Source organism: Spirosoma foliorum (assembly GCF_014117325.1).
GTDB classification, from domain to species: Bacteria; Bacteroidota; Bacteroidia; order Cytophagales; family Spirosomataceae; genus Spirosoma; species Spirosoma foliorum.
Genome location: NZ_CP059732.1, coordinates 5,176,434 through 5,198,041 on the forward strand (window position 1 = coordinate 5,176,434; position 21,608 = coordinate 5,198,041).

The window sequence follows — 21,608 nt, forward strand, 5'->3', positions numbered from 1 at the left end:
CCGGGTGGGGTTTCTATTTCGTAAGTCGATGCTGGGGAGTAAATCTAATTAGCTAATTTTTTGCACCTTTACGGCATTGAGTCCTTTCTTGCCGTCTACCACTTCAAACTGCACCCGATCTTTTTCCCGAATGGTAATCCCATTCAAGCCCGTGATGTGCACAAAAATGTTCTCTGTTGGTACCATCTTCAACAATGAATCCGTAACCTTTACTTTCGTTAAAGAATTTTACTTCACCTGTTTGCATAAAACGTAAACAATTAAACTAATTAAACATTTAAGGGGTCAGTCATTAACAAAGATTCCGAAAACAGAAAACTAAATATCCGGTTCATTAGGATATGAGGTTGAAGATCAACGAACTTTGTTAAATGTAATGGCGAAAACGGCACGTAAAAGCCCTTAGCCCCGTTACAACACAAAGAAAACGAAAATGTTCTGACTTCAATGAGTTTACGCGCATTTTTTAGCTAATTTCATTAAGTTTATATTGGCTTTCTTCGTAAACGGCAAACATTCTATCAAATACAGCCGTTAGTTTTGTGTAGGATTGATGACAGAGTATAATCCACTTCAGGGACAATCAAAATGAATAAGATTCGCTATTTTGTTGAAAGTCAGGCGTTCGGTGTCTGCTCTCGTTTGGGGGAGAAGATGAATATTTCGGCCAGTAGCATTCGTTTATATTTTATTTATACCTCGTTTCTGACACTCGGCTCTCCCGTTGTTCTCTATCTGATACTCGCTTTCTGGATGGAGATGAATAAACACCTGCGCCGACATGCTCACCCCACTATTTGGGAACTGTAACAAAATGATGAATGATGAATGATTGTACAAAACAATTCATCATTCATCATTCATCATTTCCCCATACGTCTTCTTTCCTTCGGCAAAGTACTGCCAGACAACGCTTTTGGGATACAGTTTAACTTCGGTGGTTTGCTGATTTTTTAGTTCACGCCGTTGGCGCTGGAGCCTGGGCAGTGCTCCATAAAAGGCAAAGTGGGCTCGTACAATTGCCCACACATCTGGCCACTGGCCTTCGCGCATAAAGAGCAACGACGATAAACCATCCATCACTAACCTAAACAGAATTTTGGGCCACAACCAGCCATCAGCGGGCCAGTTTTTATAGAGCATAAAGAGGCTATTGCGGTAATTAAGGAAGGTTTTATGGGGATTGGATTTATGAAGTGTGCCCCCGCCTACGTGATAAACCGTCGATTGCCCGCACGCCCATACTTCATAGCCTAATCGCTGCACACGCCAGCACCAGTCAATTTCTTCCATATGGGCAAAAAACGACCCATCGAAACCTCCTATCTGGTGAAATATCTCCGCCTTGACAAATAGACAGGCTCCAGTTGCCCAGAAGATCTGTCGGTTATCGTCGTATTGGCCATGATCTTTCTCAAAGGTAGCGAATACACGCCCTCGACAAAATACATAACCCAACCAATCAACAAAGCCACCGGCAGCCCCTGCATGTTCAAAAAACTCGCGGTCACTGTATGAACGGATTTTAGGCTGGCAGGCGGCAATTTTCGGATTTGCTTCCAATAGAGCCAGTGCGGGCGACAGCCAGCCGGGGGTTACTTCAATATCGGAGTTTGGCAAGACGTAGTAAGTAGCTCCTCCGTATTGCGTTCGAACCTGTTCTAAAGCTGCGTTATAACCGCCGGCATAGCCCTCATTACGAGGAAGTTCAATAACACGAACAGTCGGAAATGTAGATCGTAGGAAAGCTACAGAATCATCGGTAGAAGCACTATCGGCAACATACACTGGGTGCCCATTAGCGGTGGCCAGTACTGCAGGCAGGAATTTGGCTAAAAACGGTTTTCCGTTGTAATTAAGAATAACAATGGCAAGGGTATCCAAATCAATTTGTGCCGAGCCGCCGGAGCGGTTTGACGTCTGTAGTTGGCTATAGTGTATAGATCATGAGCCAGCGTCAAACGTCAAACCGCCCCGGCGGCCCGGTACAAACTTACAAACTATTAAGACATCAATCCATCCAGATTTAGACCAGGAATATTAGGCAGCAGCCCTTCGGTAGCCTGACGAAGGTGCTCACGAGATTTTGTTTCAATATTAGCCATCGCTTTATTGGTGGCTGCTACAATAAGATCCTGAAGCATTTCGCGGTCGTCGGGGCGAATCAGATCGGGGTCAATCTCAATTTTCAGGACGTTTTTCAGGCCATTCACCGTTACTTTCACTAAGCCAGCACCCGATTCACCTGTTTCGGTAATGGTACTAAGTGTCTCCTGAGCATCTTTCATTCGGGATTGAACTTCTTTCATCTTCCCGAACATATCCATCATATTCATAATTTTAAGTCGATAGTGAGTTAGTCAATGGTCAATAGTTACGCAGCAATCTAGTCCTAACGACTATTAGCTGATCACTACTGACTCCTTTATCGTACCAATAACACCGCACCCGTACGAACAGTTTTCACACCGGTCAGGTCAATGACCTCAATGTGGTACATATATTGGCCAGTTGCAGCATCCTGTCCCTTCACTTTTCCATCCCATCCCTGCGTTTTATCGGTAGTGCTATAAATTACCTCGCCCCATCGATCGAAAATGCTCATCCTGAACTGATCAAAATAAGTACCTCTTATAACAAAGGTATCATTCTGAGTATCATTGTTAGGCGTAAAGGCGTCGGGAACCCAGATTTTAGCCTCACGGCGGAATGTATAAAAATTCGAGTAGCTAACGGCTCCATTGTCCGAAACAGCAATGATTCGGTACTTCTGCGATTGTATATCCAGGTCAGTAGCACTCAGATCATAATGTGTATTGACCCCAATATTGGTAATTTCTCGTCGGGTATTATTCACCGAGTCGATCACTTCAATGATATAATTCCCGATTTTTTCTGGCGTAAAAGGCGATTCGGCCGTCCAGTCGATACCTGTTGGTGACTTGGATGTCAAATACACCGAACAAACGGGTGCCGATGGAGCCGATGCAACGCCACAATTCGTGAGGTAAGTTATCTGGTAGCAGTAAGAGCCGGTCGATGCGTCGGCAGTTTCATCTGTGAATGCATTTTTATTCGCAATGGTACCTACTGGCGTATACGTATTTGAACCCTCACTAGCTCGACTGACAACCAGCGTATAGCTGGACGAGGCCCCTGTAGTGGGCAAGGAAACGACTAAATGAGGGTGGTTATTTTCAATGGATACAACTGTACTTCCCAAATCACCGGGCAACTCGCCATTAATACCCAGCACACAAACGGGAGCCGACGTAACAATAGTCTGAGCCGTTCCGGCAATAGTCGCTTCGATACTATAACAGTATTGCACGCCACAGGCAATGTTCGAATTATCGCTATAACTACTAGTAGCCTGGTTCGTTACGACACCAGCAGGAAGGCTGCCTTTATAGATTCTATATGACCGAAATTGTGTTGCTCCAGAAATCGTTCCGGCATAGGGTTGCCAGCTTAGGTTATTCTGTTTGTTCGCAGCTTTTACATCTATAACCAGGCTGCACACCTCATCCGATTTCAGTGGGGTACTATTGCAGGCATCCTGCGTTTGTACCTGAAAACACTGTACTTGTTTGGCATCCGTTTGAACAGTAAATGACCCACCTCCCGTACCAGTCTGTCCTGTTGCCGCATAGGTTCCATTTATTTTCTGAAACAACTGTACGGAAGAACCTGCACCGGCCATATAGGTAATATCAATCGAATTGTCGCTGGTTGTTTTTAAGGCCGTGATGGTTGGTTGAGCTGCATTAGCCGCAACTGTAATAGGAGGTGCCGTCGTTAGCGTTGATCGGCAACTGGCTGGAGCATTGTAGATGCCCTGAACCGTCAATGTATAGGTACCCGCGTTCGTGTAGGTATGCGACAGTTCAAGAGCCATTTGAGCACGCGTTTTTAGTTCGCGCACTCCATCTCCCCAATACACTTCATACTGATCATATTGGCCTAATGTTGAGGCATCTGGAACAATCATTGCCCTCCGGCCCGAACACGACTTTGCAGCAAATTTCACTTGATCAACAGGAAGTACGGTAACTTCTTTACACAAGACAGTGCCCCCACCCCCAGAACCATACTGGATAATTGTATAAGATCCGGGTTGTGCATATGTAGCAGTCGTACTTGACGCAAAAGTTACCTGACCGAGTGGACTCTTACCATCATATTGGAAGTTATAGCCAACATTAATGATATTGGGACCTGTCTTAACCTCAACCGGTGTTCCCACACAAACCTTGTCTTTAGTAAGCGAAAAATTACCAGGGAACAGTGGGTTTATGCAGGCATTCTGGGCCTGTGTACTAGGCGATTTACAGAGAAGTAGTAGCCCCAACAGAGCCATTACCTTCCAATAAGCCAACACATTAGCTTTCGCCCCAACATCAATCAGCCACAATCGTAAAATTCGCACAGAGGGTCTTTTTTTATTGTTCTTTAATCTATCGTTCCTATGCTTGAAAACGGCCCAACGGACATTTTCGCGTCCAGCGAAACGTATCTTTCTTAAAATCAGTTTTCAGGTCAAACTGAGTGTAGGTAAAACGTATTGACTGGCCATCTGGACAGCCAATGAATCAACTACCAAATATACTTTCACCGACACGCATAGACCAAAAAAGATGAGCAATAATAGTACCAACTCTGAAACCACTGGACCTCAAGCTACTGCTGGCGATGAGTTAACCCAAGCTGATATAGCCCCTATTCGACTCGACCGTATTGAAGAGGCTGTTGCCGATATAAAAGCGGGGAAAATTGTGATTGTAGTTGACGACGAAGACCGCGAAAATGAGGGCGACATGATCTGCGCAGCCGAAATGGTAACGCCCGAAATGGTCAATTTCATGGTTCGTGAAGCCCGTGGTCTTATGTGTGTGCCCCTCACCCAAGAGCGTTGCGATGAGTTAGGGCTTGAGATGATGGTTACGAGTAATACGTCTGTACACACAACGCCCTTTACGGTTTCGGTCGATTTACTGGGCCGCGGCTGTACAACAGGCATCTCGGCTTCTGACCGGGCGAAAACGATTCAGGCGCTGGTTGATCCAACAACGGTTCCCGATGATCTCGGTCGTCCTGGTCACATTTTCCCATTACGCGCTTCCGAAGGTGGCGTTATCCGTCGGGCCGGACACACCGAAGCGGCTATTGATCTGGCGCGGATGGCAGGGTTATCCCCTGCTGGTGTACTCATCGAAGTATTAAACGAAGATGGTACCATGGCCCGGCTCCCCCAATTGCGGGTAATGGCCGACCGCTTCGGTATGAAACTCGTTAGTATTCAGGATTTGATCGAATACCGGCTCCGTACCGAAACGCTGATTCATCGGGAAATTGGCGTCGATATGCCCACTCAATGGGGTCATTTCGACCTGATTGCCTATAAGCAAAGCAACACAGGCGATACGCATCTGGCGCTCATCAAAGGCAGTTGGGAACCTAACGAACCCGTTCTGGTACGCGTTCACTCGTCCTGCGTTACGGGCGACATTTTTGGTTCCTGCCGTTGCGATTGTGGCCCCCAACTTCACGCATCCATGAAAATGGTTGAAGAAGAAGGTAAGGGAGTAATTGTGTATATGTTTCAGGAAGGGCGTGGCATTGGTTTGATGAACAAACTGAAAGCCTACAAACTTCAGGAGATGGGTCGGGATACGGTTGAAGCAAACCTCGAACTTGGTTTACCGATGGACGCTCGTGATTATGGTGTTGGTGCCCAGATTCTGCGGGATCTGGGTATTCGCAAACTGCGGCTCATTTCGAACAATCCTAAAAAGCGGGCTGGTTTGATGGGCTACGGACTGGAAATCATCGACACAATACCCATTGAGATTCCATCCAATCCGCACAACATCCGCTATTTACAAACCAAGCGCGATAAAATGGGCCATACAATTCTGAATGAGCCTGTTAACGAAGAACAATAGGTACGGTTTATGGTTTACAGTATTTGGTTTACGGTTGGCTAACCGCACCGGTGAACTGGCTTCAGCTAACCGTAAACCGAGTACTGTAAACAGAAAATTACATACGATGAGCAAGCAATCATTCAAAGACCTTATTCAGGGCGATAAGCCTGTATTGGTCGATTTCTACGCAGACTGGTGTGGTCCCTGTAAGCAACAGGCGCCCATTCTGAAACAACTTACCGAGCGTGCTGGCGACAAGGTTCGGGTCATTAAAATTGATGTGGATAGGGCACAGGAAGCCGCTCAGCAATATCAGATTCGGAGCATTCCGACCATGATTATGTTCAAGGACGGTAAGATTGTCTGGCGTCAGTCGGGCGTTCAGCCGCTACACACGCTGGAAGGATTAGTAAAGCAGTTTGGCGCTTAAACTTAGAATTTATAGGGTTTGTATTAGCCCTGCAAGGGCGGCTTGTCAATAGCGTATTTTATGGTTGATTCAACTAAAGCGCCGTAGGTGCGACCTCATCTAAACAGGTCGCACCTACGGCGCTTTTGATTAAACACTATCCCAATTATTAACAGGACACCCCTATCGGGGTTTGTCAGTGCACCGTTCTTACTTCTTCGCGAAGTTCTGCAGATTCGTCAGCGCGATCACATTAATTATTTTCCACTCTCCGCTTAACTTTTCCACCACACGCGTTTCCTTCGACGTTGTTTTCCCGTGGCTATCTACGAGTGTTTGATCGTAGCTGACAAACGCCATATTTCCATTCTGATGGATGGTATAATTAGTGTTTTGCACCATTACCTTATCCAACACTTTCGAGCTTTTGAACTGACTGGCAAATTGTTTTTCCAGATCATTCCAGCCTTTTATGAGCCTGAAATCTCCGCCATACAGATTAGCGGCAAAGTTGACATAGGGGGTATGCGCCCAGGCATTTGCCCACCTCGCTTTATCACGCGTAAAAAAACCTTCGGTCTCATTAAACAGCACGCGTTTAATGGCATCGTTGTCGGCCTGAGCCAGACCACGCAGAACGGTACTCAGCAAAAGGGTAACTACCAAAAGTGAGGTTTTCATGACCGTAAGAGGGTTGATTTACCGGTCAAGCTATAGAATAAAATTAAAATATACAAATATTATTTTGTACTTATTCCTTATCAATTAGCTTATCTAATCGTCGAATAGACTGAACTACCGCCCGAACGGTGTGGTAGTTAATTTTCCAGGAATGGCTCATGTGCGTCCAGATAGGAACACCCTGCCGGGTCATCAATGGCCACCACTCCCCTATCGGATGATTGACCATTTTGTCCAGCACAAATCGGTGGACGTTTGCGTAGGCATTCCAATATTTTTCATCGCCCAAAATTCGGTAGGCGTCCAGAAAGCCGATCAATACCTCAGCCTGTTGCCAGAATTCCTTCTCCCGATCGTATACGGCACCACTATGCGAGCCTTCTACAAAAACGCCCCCCTGTTCCCAATCAACCCCGTAGTCAACAGCATGAGAAAATGATTTTTGTAGCTGATCGCGGTACGTATCATACGGAATTTGCAATACATCCAACGCATGAATCAATAGCCACGCAAACTCGGCATTATGGCCATAACTCGTGTTGTCTTCCGCTTCCCGCTTTACACCATCTTCGGTAAAGCGATCCCAGCCCCAAATCACATCAAACTTGATTTGCGGAGCTACCTGCCAATTGGCCCAAAATTGGGGCACGCCCGTTCCATAGGCTGGGTGCATGATTTTCGTAACCAGCAACTCTATAACCTCCAGCAGTTTACGACGATGAATCGGCTCCTGCGTGCATTCATACAAGGTGGTGAAAGCTTCCATCAAGTGCATGTGCGCATCGAGCGTTTTACGATCTCCACCAGCAGCACCCGGACCTTTCAGCGTCCAGTCGCGGTGGAACATCTCGAAATAGCCACCGTAACAGGTATCTACGACGTATTTCTGTAACAGATCAAATACCTTTCGGGCATACTCAACCCCGCGTGTATCGCCTGTGGCCAGCGTGTACTCACTCAGGCAATAGATGGCAAAGCTCTGCCCGTACACGATTTTCTGATCGATCAGTACCTCTCCTTTTCGATTGGTCATCCAGTAAAAACCGCCGTACTCCTGATCCCACATGTTGGTTATCAGGTAATCGACGCCGTGACGAGCCATATCGGCCAGTTCGCCATTGCCGTAGCCAGCCCGGTGGGCCGACGCATAGGTGTAAATGGAGCGGGTCTGGGCAATGAGCGATTTCTCGTCTTCGCCCGAATCATTGCCGTGTTGATCGAAATGAGTGATAAAGCCCCCGTTTCCGCGATCGACGGCCCGTTGCATCCAGAAAGGCAATAACTCATTCGTCAGGTGATCATGCATTTCCTGACGATACTGTTGTAAGGTTTCGTTAGTCATTAGAATGGTAGGTAGTATGCAAGGCAAGGATTTCGGCCAGGTTGGCTGTGCCGGTTTGATTTAATTTTTGGACGGTAACACCAGCCGCCAGATTAGCCACTGTCAGGGCTTCCTGGGGCGAAGCACCGGCGCCTATACAAGCCGCCCAGGTAGCCACAACCGTATCACCGGCCCCAACCGTGTCGAGTTCGCCCTGTAGGGAAAGACCTTCTACGAGCTTTGTTTCCTGATCATCCAGATACAGAATGCCAGCCTGACCACGCGTAATCAGCAAGGGGCCTTGACTTCGTTCCCGGAATAAATTTCCCTGTTGAACGCACCAATCCAGCTCAGGATGTTCGGGGGCTTCTTCGATACCCAGAAATTTAGCCAGCTCGGCCGTATTTACTTTCAGTGTGGCCCGTTGAGTCAGCTTCCCCACATCACGCATATCGACCAGGAATCTCACGTTCGGAAACCGGGGCATTAACTCATTGAGCAACTTCACTCGCGCTTCGGTGAGTAACGGATTGGCAAACTGCTGATTGATGATCAGCACATCCAGATTCTTCAGTGCCTGCTCCAGACCGTTGATCACACTGGCGAAAACAGCCTCATCCAGTTTATTGGCAATGCCGAAATCAATTCGATTAGCTTCTTTGCCATCCTGATTTGGCTTGGTGTATACGCATGTATCCCAGCCGTTGTCGAGCACTTGCAGATACTGAGTTTTTACACCCAGCGATTGAAACAAATGCTGCATTTCTCGCCCATACAGGTCGTTGCCCACGCAGCCAATAGCCTGAATGTCTGAAACACCCAGCGCAACCAGATTCTGAACAACATTTCCGGCGGCTCCAAGAAAGGCACGGGGTTTACTTCCCCAAAATACATTTAGCCCCGTTTCGAGCGACGTCTCACCGGTTTGGGTTTGCAGTGTGAAATAAAGATCAATGGCAAAATCGCCGATAACGCCCACTTTCAGGCCGGCAAATCGTTGAAAAAGGGTTCGAATGGCTGTGCTTGTCATTAACTCGTTAGTGGATTCATCTCTATATGACCTAAAACCCGTTATTATGGGCTAGCTACTCACTGATTTATTTTACTAGATACGCCATTTCTCAAAGAAATGGCATATCTAAGGACTCGGATAGTTCCAAGGCTTGTCTTTATCTTTGACGCCCAGCTTGACTCAATCGTATCCTCAATGCTCCCAATAACCCAACTCGACCTTGCTCCTATCACACGCCATCTACGGGCTATGTTTGGCTCCCGTTTATTACTGGCTGCGGTTCATCATTTGAACGTATTTGAGGAATTAAAAGGCGGGCCACTTTCCGTAACCGAACTCCGCAATCAGCTCCAACTGGCCGAGCGTTCAGCTATGGTCTTATTTCCGGCCCTATGTGCCATGGAATTGCTGCGGTTTGATGAATCAGGCCAACTTGCTCTCACAGAATTAGGGCATTATTTAACGCAAACTCAAACACCCAATTTAACGGGTTATACGGGTTTGGAGAAAGACGATCCGGGTGTCCTCGAAATGGCCATTCGACTCCGAAACGATGGCCCGCTTCAGGCCCCAGAAGGCATTTCGTTCGTGAAGGAAGGGGAAGGCCCTTCGCCTATGGATGACCCGGAGCTATCCCGAAAATTTACGCTAGGCTTAGCCGGGCGCGCCCGTCATCTTTCCCCTATAGCAGCCGCAAATCTCTCAAAACGAGAAGGGCATTTGTTAGATGTTGCAGGCGGTACAGGCTTCTATACCTACGAATGGTTGTTAGCAAATCCGACCTCAACGGCTACCCTATTCGACCGGCCAGCGGTGCTTGCGGTGGCGGTCGAATTGCTGGAGGAATTCGTTCAAAGTGGTCGGCCGGGGGCGGCAGGCGTTAAAGAGCGGGTAACATTCATGCCTGGGGATATGCTAACCGATGATATTCCACAAACAGATATTTTACTGGCAGCCAGCCTTTTTCACGATTGGCCAACATCTACCTGCCAACATCTGGCCCATCGCTTTGCCGCAGCCTTGCGCCCTGGTGGCGAATTATGGGTACACGATGCTTTTCTGGATGACGATCTAAGTGGGCCATTAGCCGTTACGGATTATTCCGCGCAACTTTTCTGGAATACACTTGGGCGTTGCTACAGCCGGGCCGAATACCGGAGCTGGCTGGCGGAAGCGGGTTTAGAACCAACCGCTACGAATATTCCGACACAGATGGATTATGGCTTGATCTGGGCCGTAAAACCAGCTTGACACAGAAAACGTACTAATGGGCTACGTGAGCAAATAAACTCTTTGCACCAAAATTCTGCACCACTCGCCCAAAAGGCGGTTTTCGTTCTTTAAACGGGCTAGTCGACAGGCGCCCGGCACACCCAACGTGGGTAAACAAAGGATTCAGCAAGTTAGCTCGGTGGTGGGGTGAGTTGATCCACTGCTTAACAGCGTACCGGGCATAACTCGCATACGTATATGGCTGAAAAATCTGGCTAGTTTGCGAATCCATATATTCATATTGATGTGTTCGCTTGTTCAAACGGGCGCAGAACCAGTCGGGGGTATCGATGGTCTGATACTGACCAATATTTTCAGCAAATCGCTCAAACTGGTTTGTCTGCTTTCCAATACGCTTTTGGACCGTCAACTCGCTTAGATTATAAAAATCCTCGTGACCATAGTAATTATGGTCGATCATGGATTGAGCATGGTTTCGGGCAGCCTGATACAAAGCCCGATCATACAATAACGGACTTAAGCCTGCCTGCCGCCGAGCTTCATTGGTAGCCTGAAATAGCGCGATATCTAACAGAAGTGTATCGGGTTTATCAAGCGCTATAGGTTGCTGGCTTATCGACTGAGCAAAAAATGCCTGATCACTCAGCCGATACTCGTCTGGCGTGGCCGTTATATTCGCCACCCATTGGCATACCTGAAATACCATCCACCAGTTCATAGGCGGGACTATTTTAGCTAAACAAACGATTGATTTTCAAATCAGAAAGCCCACAATAATCTAATTTTACTCGAAGCGGTTAGTTTAGTTTTTGAGACGATTTTCTATGTAGTCAAGACAGTCCCGTGGGCTTCTTATAGGAGAGTAGTATGGTAGGTTTCCTGCATATGTCGGTCAATAACAGTCAGCATCAATCGTCTTGCCAGATCAATATCTACCTCATACTGTTTCGCTAATCCTTTGGTAACCGAATTTTGCAGGTACATCATGTCGTAATCACGCTTATACGTAGCCAGACCCTCTATTGATATCTCATCATAAGTAACAAAATCGAAATGCGTCTGTGGTTCAGGAACGGGTTCTGGTTCCGACACCTCTCTTACTGTTTTCCTCTTATACCACAGCTTGGTAAGAGCAACAAATTCAAATCGAAAACTGGGGTTATTATACATCTCATCAGCTAGTTCACGATGTCTCGCCAATGTAGCCTGTACAATATCAGGTTTCGAAAAATCAGCATACCACCATTCACGCGGGTTTTCTTTTTCCAGTTCGTAGCTTCGTTGATACGCCAACTTAAATACATGTAGTAATAACTCGGCTATCTTTTCAGATTCTCCATCTGGCAGAAATACCATATGAGGCTGGAATCGCTGGGTTTTTAGCGTAGTACAAGACTCATTTGTAGGATCTAACGAACTGGAAGCAATAGCCTGTTCAATATCCGTGTCAGCAGGGTTTGATTGCTGTATCAGCGAATAAATCTCATACAACCTCATCCTTTTTTCACCCTCATTCAGTTGGCGAAATTGCTCAAGAATATCGCTAACTGAATAAACGCCGTGTCCGAATTGATAGATCGTGATTTCCTCTTCTATACTCATGATGATGGAATATAATATACTAACAATCAATCTACTACACAAGCAAAGATACGGATTTAATTACTTATCCTCTCCCAGGTAAAATATCCAGCAAACTACGTCCTTTGGTAGCAACAGCTTCGTGAAACTGATTACTGATCACGTTTTTGATAATCTCACTTCGGTCGCGCTCCCCACGCACGAGAGCTTTGGCAAATTCGATGGCCTGGTCGGTCGTTATTTTACCCGGCATGGGGGGTTCATTCTGATCAACAATGGCGTCAACAACCACCGGGCCATCATGCGCCAGCGCTTCCCGAATAACAGCATCAGCTTGCTTAGGGTCATTGATCGTAAACCCTTTTGCTCCGCAGGCATTAGCATAGGCGGCAAAATCAATGGGCTGTAAATCCACGGCAAATTCGGGATTACCCTCCATTACAATCTGCTCCCATTTAATTTGCCCAAACGAATTGTTGTGGAAAATGAACACCTTAATCGGTAGTTTATATTTCACTGCTGTAGCCAGTTCGCCCATAAGCATTGTGAAACCGCCATCGCCCACTAAAGCCACCACTTGCTTCCCTGGATGCGAAACCGATGCAGCAATTGCATAAGGCAATCCCGATGCCATCGTGGCCAGTAGTCCGGACGTAGAGAATTTCATAGAACCCCGAATCTGAATATGTCGGGCAGCCCAGGTTGTATTGTTACCACAATCGCAGGTAACGATAGCGTCGTCGTTGAGGAGTGGACTAAGCGTATGCGGAATTACCTGCGGCTTCATGGGTATGGCTTCCTGCGTACCGCGCTCGGTCAGGAGTTCGTTCCAATGCCCCATACGTTTTTGTGCTTTCTCCAAAAAGCTGCGATCTTTTTTGCGCTGAATCAGGGGCAGTAAGGCTTGTAAAACGGCTTTACTATCGCCCATCAGACCAACCTCTACAGGTGTTCGCAGGCCGATGTGCGACGGATCAAGGTCAATCTGGACCGTTCGCGCCTGACCTGCTTTGGGGTAAAATTCGAGATAAGGGAATCGTGTGCCAATCATAATCAACGTATCGCATTCCTGCATAGCATCCTGCGAAGGAGCTGTTCCCAGCAAGCCTAAACCACCCGTTGTAAAGGGATCATTATCGGGCACTACGCCTTTTCCCAATAAGGCTTTAATAATAGGCCCACCTACGGCATCGGCCAAAGCTATCACTTCATCGCGAGCAGTTAGGCAACCACGTCCGGCAAAAATGGCTACCTTTTCGCCAGCGTTAATCAGATCGGCAGCTCGTTGTAACTGCCGGGCATCGGGCACTACTGTTTGACTAACCTGCGTTGCACTACTATGATCGGGAACGTTAGTTGAGGAGCGTTTATCATCACTTACAGTCCAGTCCTGGTAGTCTTTCGGAAACGAAATGTGGGTTACGGTACGCTGCCCCAACGCCGTCCGAACAGCCTGATCCAGCACGTTAACCACATGATCTGGCCCCATAACCCGCTCGTTGTAAACGGCCACATCGGTAAAGACTTTCACCAGATCGACATCCTGCTGAAAAAAAGTACCGCTGATATCATGGGCTGTGTGGCCTGTAATGGCTAGTACAGGTTGCGAGTCGTACTTGGCGTCATAGAGGCCATTGAGCAGATGAATGCCTCCACAACCTGAAGTTGCGATACAAACCCCTAGTTTGCCCGTGAATTTGGCATAACCGCAGGCCATAAAGGCTGCTGCTTCCTCATGCCGCACCTGAATCAGTTGAATCTTATCCTGCCGCTTACGCAGCGATTCATAAATACCATTGATACCGTCGCCGGGTAAGCTAAACACGGTATCAACACCCCACTCCAACAACCGTTCGACCAATAGGTCGGCTCCTGTCTTTGCCATAGTCCCAGATAAAAAACGAATAGAATCAGTGGGAGTTTAACTACCGATCTGTCATTCGTGTTTGGCAGGCATCGAGCAGATTAAAGAATCTTAATGGCAGATCAGGAAAGAGCGAGGCTATGGAACACAAGGTGCAAAGGTTCGGCCCGGAAGGGATCGAACAAACTAGGCAATAAAAAAGCCTGGCTAAAAGGCCAGGCCGTACTAATATGCTTATTTTTTACTGGTTACCGATGATCCTTTTTCCGTTTAATCGACGTCCGCGCAGCTACTTCGGCCTGAAACTTAATTTTTAGCTGGCGATCAAGATCTCTGTCCCTCGGTACATATATACTGGTTTTACCATCCGAAGATTTCAACATCCAGTAAACACTATCAGTGGTAGGAGGAATAGAGGTGTAAGTCGGCTTACTCATAAATATAGGAGATAAGGATGAGCCAGGTATTCGCATAACACCTGGTCTACAAGCACAACTCCATTTATGCACGATTAGTGTCCATCGGCCAAAGATGGTTTATAAATAGTAAGCCTATACGGCTTTTTTCACCGAAACAGCATTGAGTCCTTTAGGGGTTCTTGTGACCTCAAAGGTTACCTTATCATTTTCACTAACGGGATCAACCAGCCCGTTCATGTGCACGAAAATACTCTCCTGACTCTGTAAATCCCGGATAAAGCCGTATCCTTTCGATCCATTAAAGAAGCTCACAATACCCTTTCTGACGGTGTCCTGGGGTGCAATATCTTCCTGTTTCGACACACCGATCTGAACATCTTCCTGATCGATCGCTCTTTTCTTTCTTGGGTCTGGTGGCGTTGAGGTTATGTTCCCATTCTCATCCACATAGGCCAACATTTCGTCCAGCCCCTGCCCTTTCTGAGCATTTGCTTTCCGTTCTTCGCGCTTTTCTTCTTTGTCTTTTCTCTTTTTCTGCCTTGCTTTTTCTTTTTCTTTTTTACTAAATGTCTCCATTCTTTAGTTATTATGTGAGATCAGCCTGCGTGCGTTCGTCAGGATGTACTTCAGAGAGGTGGGTTACTGCGACCACAATCCGCCAATCCGTGCGGGTTTATATGACCCACTACTTAATCAACCCTATATCAGCAGAATAAGTTGTTTCTTTGAAATAATATTCACAAATCATAAATGAGTGAGTACAATGGCGGGTCAATTATAGCCTATTATAAGCTCATACCGCTCTAAATCAAGTGGTTTCCAAGTCATTTAATGTCCCTTCAGTTCATACAGAAACACAGCGTGGACCTAAACGATATCGTAGTACATACCCATTAATGAGCTTTTCCGTACGCTTTTTCGCCAACGGGTACGGCTACAGACAGTTGGTTCTGTTTGGGCGGAATTGGGCATGGGTAGCCCTCATGAAAGGCACAATACGGATTGTAAGCTTTATTGAAATCGATAATCAGTTGTCCGTTTTGAACCTCTCCCGTGCGAAAGTCGATGTAACGCCCACCGCCGTAAGTTCCCTGCCCCGATGTAGCATCTTTGAACGGAAGGAACAAATAATCCCGATACTCGGGCATTCGAATCACGTTCAAATTACGATACAAGGTCAATTGTTGCGGCTTGCCATCAAGCACAAACGACAGGATCGCGTAGGATACATGCGGGCGGGTCATGCCGTTATAGGTTGGCATCTCAAATGGTTCGGCTTTGGGCGTTAGCTGCACCGTAGCCGTTACACGATAAGTCGAGTCCGGCTCGTAAAACTGGACAAACGCTAACTCTTCTTCCGAAGCCAACGGTCCACCAGCCGATTTAAGCAAATCCTTTTTGTATTTCTCCCGGTGTTTGGCAAGCTGGTCCGAAAAAGACGATTGGGCAATGGCAGCCGTAGTTAGCAGAATCGAAAGCAGAAGTAGCAGGATTTTCATAACTACATAGTTACACTAATTTCCGCATCCTCGGTCTGTGTCCTCACAAAACATCTGTCAGTCAGCCATCCACAAAGCGTTCTGTGAGGCCACAGGACCAAGGATACAAATGACAAAAAATATATCACGGCAACGCCGTGGTCAGAATGGCCAGGCAGGTTTTGATGCCTGTTCTCAGATTCCCCAACCGCAGGTTTTCGTTTGGGCTGTGCTGGTTATTATCCATGTTGACTAGTGGTACAATTACGGCCGGAACTTTCAACGCCTGAATAAACGGCACAACGGGTACGGTACCGCCCATAATCCGAATAATAACGGGATCTTTCCCAAATCCACTCGTCACCGCTTTTCGCAGCCAATTTCCCATCGGGGCATTGATGTCCGTCCGAAAGGCAGGTGTTCCGGGGCTCCCCTCGAAGAAAACGATTTGAGCATACTTCAGTCGCTCTTCGGTTGTCGGTACGTGGTCCAGCACCGTGAAGCCTTGTTTTTCAATATGTTTCCGAACCAGGTCGACCATTCGTTTGCCATCTGTTTCGGGCACCAACCGGATATCAAAACTCGCGACGGCTTCTTCGGGAATAATGGTACCGGAGCCTTTCCCAACCACAGCAGCTTTCATGCCCCGGATATTCAAGGATGGGTACTGGAGCGACTCCTGATAATTCGCGCCCACTTTTTCTTCGTCAGCAATCTGCAGAGTCTTGTTGATATCCTGTTTGTTATCGGGTACGGCAGCCATGATTTTTTTAGTGGCTTCATCAAAGGCAATCCCGTCGTAGAAGCCCGGAATCAATACCCTACCCTGCTCATCTTTCATGGACGTAATAAGTCGGGCCAGCCGAAAGGCCGGATTCGGTGAATAATTCCCAAAATGACCGCTGTGCTGTTGCGTAATAGCACCATAGGTTGTCATCGTGAAACCAGCATTTCCCCGGCACCCAAACGTTAAGGTCGGGATATTGGATGAGTGCATGGGGCCATCCATCACAATCATGTAATCGGCTTTCAATTTCTCTTTATAGGAATCCAAAGCACTTTTTAGCCCCGACGAACCCTTCTCTTCCTCCGTGTCTATAATAATCTTGACGTTAAAAGGCGGAGTTTGTTTTTCCGCCTGAGCGATATCCAGCGCTTTCAACATCATGATAATTGGCCCCTTATCGTCCGACGTCGATCGGCCAAACAAACGCCATTCATCGTTTACAGTTGTTTTGGGTACATCGCCACCCAACTCTTTATAGGTAGTTCCGGTTTTCTCTTTGAGGACCGTCACCCAGGGGTCTTTCTGATTCCACTCGGCAGGCCGCACTGGCTGGCCATCCAGATGGAAATAGAACAAAACGGTTTGGGTTGCTTTTGGCGATGATCTTTCGGCCAGAACTAACGGCAAACTGGTTGTTTTAAGAACCGTTGTCTGAAAGCCCCGTTTGGCAAACGCCTTTTCAGTCCAGGCGATATTTTTGGCGATATCTTCGGCACTCACCGCATCGTTCGGGTACGACACATACTCGCTCAGTTCATCGATTGCCGGCCAGAGCTGCTTTTCAACCAGTGCATCCATTTTGGCAACGCTCAGTTTCTGGGCCGACGCTTGTCCAGCCAGGGCCATGATTATCAGCCAGCAAACAGCCTTCATCAGGGGTACAACAAGCGTTTTTGTATGTTGTAGATTTCGTTCTAATCGATTTATCTGTTGGGTAGTCATGGCTAGAGTGAATGTCGATGCGTGTTATACCGAAATACGGCAAGTGTACCGACAATACCAACTAATCTATCCCGAATCCCTATTTATTCAATATTATCTAGTAGATTATCCAAAAAAAGACAAACTACAACAAAATCAGTATGGTCTCTTCGTCTGGTCGTCCGTTGTGCATCATGGGCAATATGGTTGATGCACAAGGCCGCGAATCAGTTAAAACGATACTTGTCCAAAATGGCAAGATCAGCACGATTCAGGCGGGTAAAGTGCCCTTATCACTCCCGGATCTAATTCTGCTTGAGCTAGCCGACGACGAGGTTGTGTTTCCAGGTTTGATCAATTTACACGTCCATTCAGAATACAATGTTTTTCCGCTCTGGCAAAGCCCGGCCGTTTGGAGCAATCGGTATCAGTGGCGCATAAATGACCAGTACATTCGGGAGATAAAAAATTTCAAAGAGTATATCGAGGCTCGTTGGGTTAAAGACTATCCCGGCTTCATAAACCTTAATGGTCAATCGGTCACAGCCGACAATCAGCGAGCGTTTCCAACTGGTTCGGTGAGGTCGGCCATTAGCGAGGTCCAAAAAATGCATGGCGTCATCACTGAATTACAAGCCGTGGCAGGTGGTACGACGCTCATGCAGCAAACGATCAAATTGGAGAATAATGGAAGTCTGCCCAGCTTCATTGTCCGGAACACAGGAGCACCAGACGAACTAGGTCTTCCTGGCACGAAAAAAGTGTTTTCCGTAGTCGATTTTGTAAGACCGGGACCGGATTTCGATCCGCCCAGCAGCCCACTCCACGCCAATGACGATACATCGGGCTGGCCCATGATGCGGCACCCTAGCTTCGACGATTTTTTAGCATCAGTCCAAAACGGCAATAACCGCTATTATGCTTCCATTGCGCACATTGCCGAAGGGCGAGCGGGTTACCTCCAGCGAGGAAAACCCGATGGCTTTAGTCGGCGGGAGTTTACTGAGTTCCGGAAAGCGCTTTTCCAGCTTCCGAATCCGGAATTTCTGAAAACGGCCAATTTAACCCTGACGCATGCCTGTGGTTTAAATTATTCCGACTCCACCACGCTCGATTTTCTGCGCGACAATCACATCAGCATCGTTTGGTCGCCGGTATCCAATTTGATTCTCTATCGCGACACTATTCCAGTAAAAACCCTGCTGGATCATGGCATCAACGTTTGTCTCGGTTCCGACTGGGCGCCAAGCGGCAGCAAACATGTGTGGGATGAGCTGAAGTTCGCCCGTCATTTCTGCGATGCGTTATCGCTCGATGTTAGCAATGCCCAACTGCTGGCGATGATTACCCAGAATCCAGCCACTGCGTTAGGAAACGTAAAAGCGGGCCTTATTGAAACGGGCTACAATGCCGATTTCTTTATTTTACGCAAACAATCGGCCCGACAACCGGCCTTAACGGCTTTGCAAACACAGGATGATTCATCGGTACGTTGTACGATTGTGAATGGGCGGGTGCTTTATGGCGACGAGAATTTATTTACCGATACCTTATCCGTCGACTACCAGCGTATTCCGGCAACGGAGGGTATAGCCGCCAGAAAGAAAGTAGTGAGCATCAATTCGTCCCTGAATTTTGATTTACACCAATCCTTAACTCAGGTTGATGCATTGATGGACTGGTACGCTGCGGAAACCTTACGATTACCCAACCTTCGCCGAACCCGTTTGCTTTCGTCCGACGATCATCTTTACCTGGCACGTATTGATCTGGTGAAGTCGCAATTGGTGGAGTTGTTGAAGTAATATGACCAGTGAATATCGTGGATTAATCGCCTTACTTTTACTTGGCAAATTACAGGTATTAGCCAGCTAAAATTTAAATCAGTACTTTGCGGGAAACAATATTTTACGCCTATGCTGCTACCTTTCGCCGAGCAGGCCTATGCGGATGATTCTAAATTTTTAGACTACTGTCTGAACTTCGAACATCCTTATGGAAAGCATAAAGCTCGCGTATTCCGTTCAGCACTAGGGATAACCAGGGAAAACTGGGGAATTTTGCGGGACGCTGTTCTCACAGCAGTTTTGCTTAACTCAGCTTCGCATGAAGGACGTAATGGATACGGTGAACTGTACGTTGTCGATTTTGAAATGGTTTACAACTCTCAGAACGCTATTGTCCGTACAAGCTGGATTATTCATGACGGAGAAAACTTTCCGAGATTAACCAGTTGTTATATTGTTAACTAAGTTACAATCAGCATGGAAGAACTGAAATTACACGATGTTGTGGCTCTAACGAAACCTATACCCGAATATAATCTTCGCCGGGGCGAAATTGGGGTTGTCATTGACATCGGCCCTAATGGTCATTATTTATTGGAATTTGCAGACCGTAATGGTGTTCCCTATGCCATGCCCACTGTTAGTACAGAAGGGTTAATGAAAGTGTATTTACACGCCGATATGGTGGAGTGAGGGGCTTAATACCCTTACTTATGGGCTTCCCGCACACTATCCGCATAAGCCTTCGAGTGTGCTTTAGCCAGCAACTCGTACCCCTGATCAATTAACTCCCGATAGGTAAAGCCGTCATTTTTCACGCCACGTTTAGTATTGTCAGCAACCGCCTGATTGCACAGCTCGTGATTCAGGGAGTCATTCCTGGGCTTTGACCCCTCCCGAATATCAAACCACATGGTTGTGCTATTATATTTCCTGTCAAGTGGCTGCTGACCGCACGCAAACAGGTTCAAGACAACTAAAGGGATTATCAGTAATTGAGTAAGCTTTTTCATAAAGGCGAATTAGGATATACATCGGCAATTGCACATTCCTATAATAAAGTATGAGTTGATTTTGGGCAACTTTCCATATCTAGCTAATTGAAAGTTTATGGAATATTGATTTGAGAGCGATAACGTTAAAAGTATTTCAAAACATCTTATTCATAAAACTCTTTCACTCTCTCCTGATTCATTTTATGCATATGTCCCCCCGAATCGATTATATAAAAGCTGTTTATACCATTAAATGTATTCCTGATTATTTCTAACTTCATTTCACCCACCTGAGTTGACATTACATGAGCTGTATTTTTTCCTTCATTAGTTTGATATGACCTAGCTGTCACATCTTCAAAGCGGGCAATTTTATAAGTATATTCAAATACAACTTCGACTTTATTTATCTGTACCTGAAAGCCTTCCAGAGCTGTAACATATGGAATTTCTGGAATAACTTGAACACGCATAGGTATGGTTATTAATTTTTCATCCCCACTAACAGTCAGTTTATTAAAGTCTTCCCCTGCAAATTGAAGAAGGCCCCTGTTAAACCCATCTTTGTTCACCATACTAGAAATAAGACTTTGTAAAATCACTGGTTCGACTCCTGGACTCTGTAACACTAAGTTGAGACTCAAATTAGATAAGTTATCTAAGTTGTATGAAATTATCTTGCCTCCCTGAGCATGAAATAGAATAGCCCCAATTTGTCGCTTTTCAGGGTAGCTTACATAGCTTCTTTCCCATTTTATCCAACTTCTAAGTAAGTCTACCGAAATCTCATTTAGGTTGTACAATTCTATATTATAATGATTAGCAAGTTCTTTTGCCCCTGATTGGTAACCATTTACTGCGACAAATACCTTTTTCCCTATACCTTTCACTAAACTGCATCTACCATTAAAATCATGAATTTGCGAGATACTAACACGCCCTTTATAGTCCTTACATTCTATAGCAATCAGTTCGATGTCATCGTCAAATTTATTTTTAATAATGACATCGAACTGAGATTTTGACCCAATACAGTTAGGGAGCTTGATATCATGAATAACTTCGATTAAAGGATTGTCTTTTAGAGATTCATAAATACGAGAAACTAATTTCTCTAACCCTTTTCCATCTGATGATATTCTCTTTGCCATTCTTTTTAATTGAGTACACTGAAACCCGTAAAGCGCTTTTAC

At 46.4% G+C, this 21,608-nt stretch carries 22 protein-coding genes and 1 pseudogene; 7 read left to right on the forward strand and 16 right to left on the reverse strand.

The annotated features are described in order from the left end of the window. Positions 1 to 48 precede the first annotated feature (48 nt). Positions 49 to 247: pseudogene (locus H3H32_RS21975) on the reverse strand (cold-shock protein). Between the two features lie 341 nt (positions 248 to 588). Between H3H32_RS21975 and H3H32_RS21980 the strand changes: the two are divergent. Further along, a complete protein-coding gene (locus H3H32_RS21980) occupies positions 589 to 810 on the forward strand; it encodes a PspC domain-containing protein (protein ID WP_182457766.1) in 222 nt (73 codons plus the stop codon). A 39-nt stretch (positions 811 to 849) separates the two neighbouring features. Here the strand turns inward: H3H32_RS21980 and H3H32_RS21985 are convergent, their stop codons facing one another. The 3 genes from H3H32_RS21985 to H3H32_RS21995 form a co-directional block, all read right to left on the reverse strand. Then, on the reverse strand, positions 850 to 1,884 hold the full coding sequence (locus H3H32_RS21985) for a glycosyltransferase family 2 protein (RefSeq protein ID WP_182457767.1): 1,035 nt from the start codon (positions 1,882 to 1,884) through the stop codon (positions 850 to 852). A gap of 119 nt (positions 1,885 to 2,003) precedes the next feature. Next, complete coding sequence (locus tag H3H32_RS21990; protein WP_182457768.1) at positions 2,004 to 2,336, reverse strand: YbaB/EbfC family nucleoid-associated protein; 333 nt, start codon at positions 2,334 to 2,336, stop codon at positions 2,004 to 2,006. Positions 2,337 to 2,425: 89 nt separating this feature from the next. After that, positions 2,426 to 4,429 carry a T9SS type B sorting domain-containing protein gene (locus H3H32_RS21995; protein ID WP_182457769.1) on the reverse strand — a complete coding sequence of 668 codons (2,004 nt, stop codon included), beginning with the start codon at positions 4,427 to 4,429 and terminating at the stop codon, positions 2,426 to 2,428. 208 nt (positions 4,430 to 4,637) lie between these two features. Here H3H32_RS21995 and H3H32_RS22000 point away from each other — a divergent pair, with 208 nt between their 5' ends. Together H3H32_RS22000 and trxA are read left to right on the forward strand one after the other, a co-directional pair. Further along, entirely contained in the window at positions 4,638 to 5,945 is a 1,308-nt protein-coding gene (locus tag H3H32_RS22000; RefSeq protein ID WP_240543451.1) for a bifunctional 3,4-dihydroxy-2-butanone-4-phosphate synthase/GTP cyclohydrolase II, read from the forward strand. Positions 5,946 to 6,051: 106 nt separating this feature from the next. Then, positions 6,052 to 6,357, forward strand: a complete 306-nt coding sequence (gene trxA, locus H3H32_RS22005; RefSeq protein WP_182457770.1) for a thioredoxin — start codon at positions 6,052 to 6,054, stop codon at positions 6,355 to 6,357. Positions 6,358 to 6,546: 189 nt separating this feature from the next. Here trxA and H3H32_RS22010 read toward each other — a convergent pair whose 3' ends face one another. From H3H32_RS22010 to H3H32_RS22020, 3 genes are all read right to left on the reverse strand, one after another. Beyond that, positions 6,547 to 7,017 carry a hypothetical protein gene (locus H3H32_RS22010; protein WP_182457771.1) on the reverse strand — a complete coding sequence of 157 codons (471 nt, stop codon included), beginning with the start codon at positions 7,015 to 7,017 and terminating at the stop codon, positions 6,547 to 6,549. Between the two features lie 70 nt (positions 7,018 to 7,087). Next, positions 7,088 to 8,359, reverse strand: a complete 1,272-nt coding sequence (locus H3H32_RS22015; protein WP_182457772.1) for an AGE family epimerase/isomerase — start codon at positions 8,357 to 8,359, stop codon at positions 7,088 to 7,090. Continuing rightward, complete coding sequence (locus tag H3H32_RS22020) at positions 8,352 to 9,368, reverse strand: bifunctional heptose 7-phosphate kinase/heptose 1-phosphate adenyltransferase (protein WP_182457773.1); 1,017 nt, start codon at positions 9,366 to 9,368, stop codon at positions 8,352 to 8,354. Before H3H32_RS22020 ends, H3H32_RS22015 begins: the two co-directional genes overlap by 8 nt. Before the next feature lie 177 nt (positions 9,369 to 9,545). Here H3H32_RS22020 and H3H32_RS22025 point away from each other — a divergent pair, with 177 nt between their 5' ends. After that, complete coding sequence (locus H3H32_RS22025; protein ID WP_182457774.1) at positions 9,546 to 10,601, forward strand: methyltransferase; 1,056 nt, start codon at positions 9,546 to 9,548, stop codon at positions 10,599 to 10,601. 13 nt (positions 10,602 to 10,614) lie between these two features. Here the strand turns inward: H3H32_RS22025 and H3H32_RS22030 are convergent, their stop codons facing one another. From H3H32_RS22030 to H3H32_RS22060, 7 genes are all read right to left on the reverse strand, one after another. Then, the gene (locus H3H32_RS22030) at positions 10,615 to 11,301 is read right to left on the reverse strand and encodes a CAP domain-containing protein (RefSeq protein WP_182457775.1); all 687 of its coding nucleotides are present in this window, start codon (positions 11,299 to 11,301) and stop codon (positions 10,615 to 10,617) included. 134 nt (positions 11,302 to 11,435) lie between these two features. After that, entirely contained in the window at positions 11,436 to 12,185 is a 750-nt protein-coding gene (locus H3H32_RS22035; protein WP_182457776.1) for a DUF5958 family protein, read from the reverse strand. 64 nt (positions 12,186 to 12,249) lie between these two features. After that, entirely contained in the window at positions 12,250 to 14,049 is a 1,800-nt protein-coding gene (locus tag H3H32_RS22040; RefSeq protein ID WP_182457777.1) for a thiamine pyrophosphate-dependent enzyme, read from the reverse strand. A gap of 227 nt (positions 14,050 to 14,276) precedes the next feature. Then, a complete protein-coding gene (locus tag H3H32_RS22045) occupies positions 14,277 to 14,465 on the reverse strand; it encodes a hypothetical protein (RefSeq protein WP_182457778.1) in 189 nt (62 codons plus the stop codon). A 114-nt stretch (positions 14,466 to 14,579) separates the two neighbouring features. Beyond that, the gene (locus H3H32_RS22050; RefSeq protein ID WP_182457779.1) at positions 14,580 to 15,023 is read right to left on the reverse strand and encodes a cold-shock protein; all 444 of its coding nucleotides are present in this window, start codon (positions 15,021 to 15,023) and stop codon (positions 14,580 to 14,582) included. Positions 15,024 to 15,340: 317 nt separating this feature from the next. Beyond that, positions 15,341 to 15,946, reverse strand: a complete 606-nt coding sequence (locus tag H3H32_RS22055) for a DUF1684 domain-containing protein (protein WP_182457780.1) — start codon at positions 15,944 to 15,946, stop codon at positions 15,341 to 15,343. Between the two features lie 124 nt (positions 15,947 to 16,070). Then, a complete protein-coding gene (locus H3H32_RS22060) occupies positions 16,071 to 17,654 on the reverse strand; it encodes a M20/M25/M40 family metallo-hydrolase (RefSeq protein ID WP_240543452.1) in 1,584 nt (527 codons plus the stop codon). A gap of 140 nt (positions 17,655 to 17,794) precedes the next feature. Between H3H32_RS22060 and H3H32_RS22065 the strand changes: the two genes are divergently transcribed. The 3 genes from H3H32_RS22065 to H3H32_RS22075 all read left to right on the forward strand — a co-directional run bounded on the left by H3H32_RS22065 (position 17,795) and on the right by H3H32_RS22075 (position 20,113). Beyond that, complete coding sequence (locus H3H32_RS22065) at positions 17,795 to 19,438, forward strand: amidohydrolase family protein (protein ID WP_182457781.1); 1,644 nt, start codon at positions 17,795 to 17,797, stop codon at positions 19,436 to 19,438. Positions 19,439 to 19,549: 111 nt separating this feature from the next. Continuing rightward, positions 19,550 to 19,885 (forward strand): DUF6883 domain-containing protein, encoded by a 336-nt coding sequence (locus H3H32_RS22070; RefSeq protein ID WP_182457782.1) that lies wholly within the window; start codon positions 19,550 to 19,552, stop codon positions 19,883 to 19,885. A 12-nt stretch (positions 19,886 to 19,897) separates the two neighbouring features. After that, positions 19,898 to 20,113 carry a DUF4926 domain-containing protein gene (locus H3H32_RS22075; protein WP_182457783.1) on the forward strand — a complete coding sequence of 72 codons (216 nt, stop codon included), beginning with the start codon at positions 19,898 to 19,900 and terminating at the stop codon, positions 20,111 to 20,113. 14 nt (positions 20,114 to 20,127) lie between these two features. Here H3H32_RS22075 and H3H32_RS22080 read toward each other — a convergent pair whose 3' ends face one another. Together H3H32_RS22080 and H3H32_RS22085 are read right to left on the reverse strand one after the other, a co-directional pair. Next, the gene (locus tag H3H32_RS22080) at positions 20,128 to 20,433 is read right to left on the reverse strand and encodes a hypothetical protein (RefSeq protein WP_182457784.1); all 306 of its coding nucleotides are present in this window, start codon (positions 20,431 to 20,433) and stop codon (positions 20,128 to 20,130) included. A gap of 146 nt (positions 20,434 to 20,579) precedes the next feature. Beyond that, the gene (locus tag H3H32_RS22085; protein WP_182457785.1) at positions 20,580 to 21,566 is read right to left on the reverse strand and encodes a restriction endonuclease; all 987 of its coding nucleotides are present in this window, start codon (positions 21,564 to 21,566) and stop codon (positions 20,580 to 20,582) included. Positions 21,567 to 21,608 lie beyond the last annotated feature (42 nt).

Bases quoted from the DNA above. Each gene is read 5' to 3' on its own strand.
- H3H32_RS21980 (WP_182457766.1), top strand. From the start codon at position 589: ATGAATAAGATTCGCTATTTTGTTGAAAGTCAGGCGTTCGGTGTCTGC.
- H3H32_RS21990 (WP_182457768.1), bottom strand. From the start codon at position 2,336: ATGAATATGATGGATATGTTCGGGAAGATGAAAGAAGTTCAATCCCGA.
- H3H32_RS22000 (WP_240543451.1), top strand. From the start codon at position 4,638: ATGAGCAATAATAGTACCAACTCTGAAACCACTGGACCTCAAGCTACT.
- trxA (WP_182457770.1), top strand. From the start codon at position 6,052: ATGAGCAAGCAATCATTCAAAGACCTTATTCAGGGCGATAAGCCTGTA.
- H3H32_RS22010 (WP_182457771.1), bottom strand. From the start codon at position 7,017: ATGAAAACCTCACTTTTGGTAGTTACCCTTTTGCTGAGTACCGTTCTG.
- H3H32_RS22015 (WP_182457772.1), bottom strand. From the start codon at position 8,359: ATGACTAACGAAACCTTACAACAGTATCGTCAGGAAATGCATGATCAC.
- H3H32_RS22020 (WP_182457773.1), bottom strand. From the start codon at position 9,368: ATGACAAGCACAGCCATTCGAACCCTTTTTCAACGATTTGCCGGCCTG.
- H3H32_RS22025 (WP_182457774.1), top strand. From the start codon at position 9,546: ATGCTCCCAATAACCCAACTCGACCTTGCTCCTATCACACGCCATCTA.
- H3H32_RS22030 (WP_182457775.1), bottom strand. From the start codon at position 11,301: ATGAACTGGTGGATGGTATTTCAGGTATGCCAATGGGTGGCGAATATA.
- H3H32_RS22035 (WP_182457776.1), bottom strand. From the start codon at position 12,185: ATGAGTATAGAAGAGGAAATCACGATCTATCAATTCGGACACGGCGTT.
- H3H32_RS22040 (WP_182457777.1), bottom strand. From the start codon at position 14,049: ATGGCAAAGACAGGAGCCGACCTATTGGTCGAACGGTTGTTGGAGTGG.
- H3H32_RS22045 (WP_182457778.1), bottom strand. From the start codon at position 14,465: ATGAGTAAGCCGACTTACACCTCTATTCCTCCTACCACTGATAGTGTT.
- H3H32_RS22050 (WP_182457779.1), bottom strand. From the start codon at position 15,023: ATGGAGACATTTAGTAAAAAAGAAAAAGAAAAAGCAAGGCAGAAAAAG.
- H3H32_RS22055 (WP_182457780.1), bottom strand. From the start codon at position 15,946: ATGAAAATCCTGCTACTTCTGCTTTCGATTCTGCTAACTACGGCTGCC.
- H3H32_RS22060 (WP_240543452.1), bottom strand. From the start codon at position 17,654: ATGACTACCCAACAGATAAATCGATTAGAACGAAATCTACAACATACA.
- H3H32_RS22065 (WP_182457781.1), top strand. From the start codon at position 17,795: ATGGTCTCTTCGTCTGGTCGTCCGTTGTGCATCATGGGCAATATGGTT.
- H3H32_RS22070 (WP_182457782.1), top strand. From the start codon at position 19,550: ATGCTGCTACCTTTCGCCGAGCAGGCCTATGCGGATGATTCTAAATTT.
- H3H32_RS22075 (WP_182457783.1), top strand. From the start codon at position 19,898: ATGGAAGAACTGAAATTACACGATGTTGTGGCTCTAACGAAACCTATA.
- H3H32_RS22080 (WP_182457784.1), bottom strand. From the start codon at position 20,433: ATGAAAAAGCTTACTCAATTACTGATAATCCCTTTAGTTGTCTTGAAC.
- H3H32_RS22085 (WP_182457785.1), bottom strand. From the start codon at position 21,566: ATGGCAAAGAGAATATCATCAGATGGAAAAGGGTTAGAGAAATTAGTT.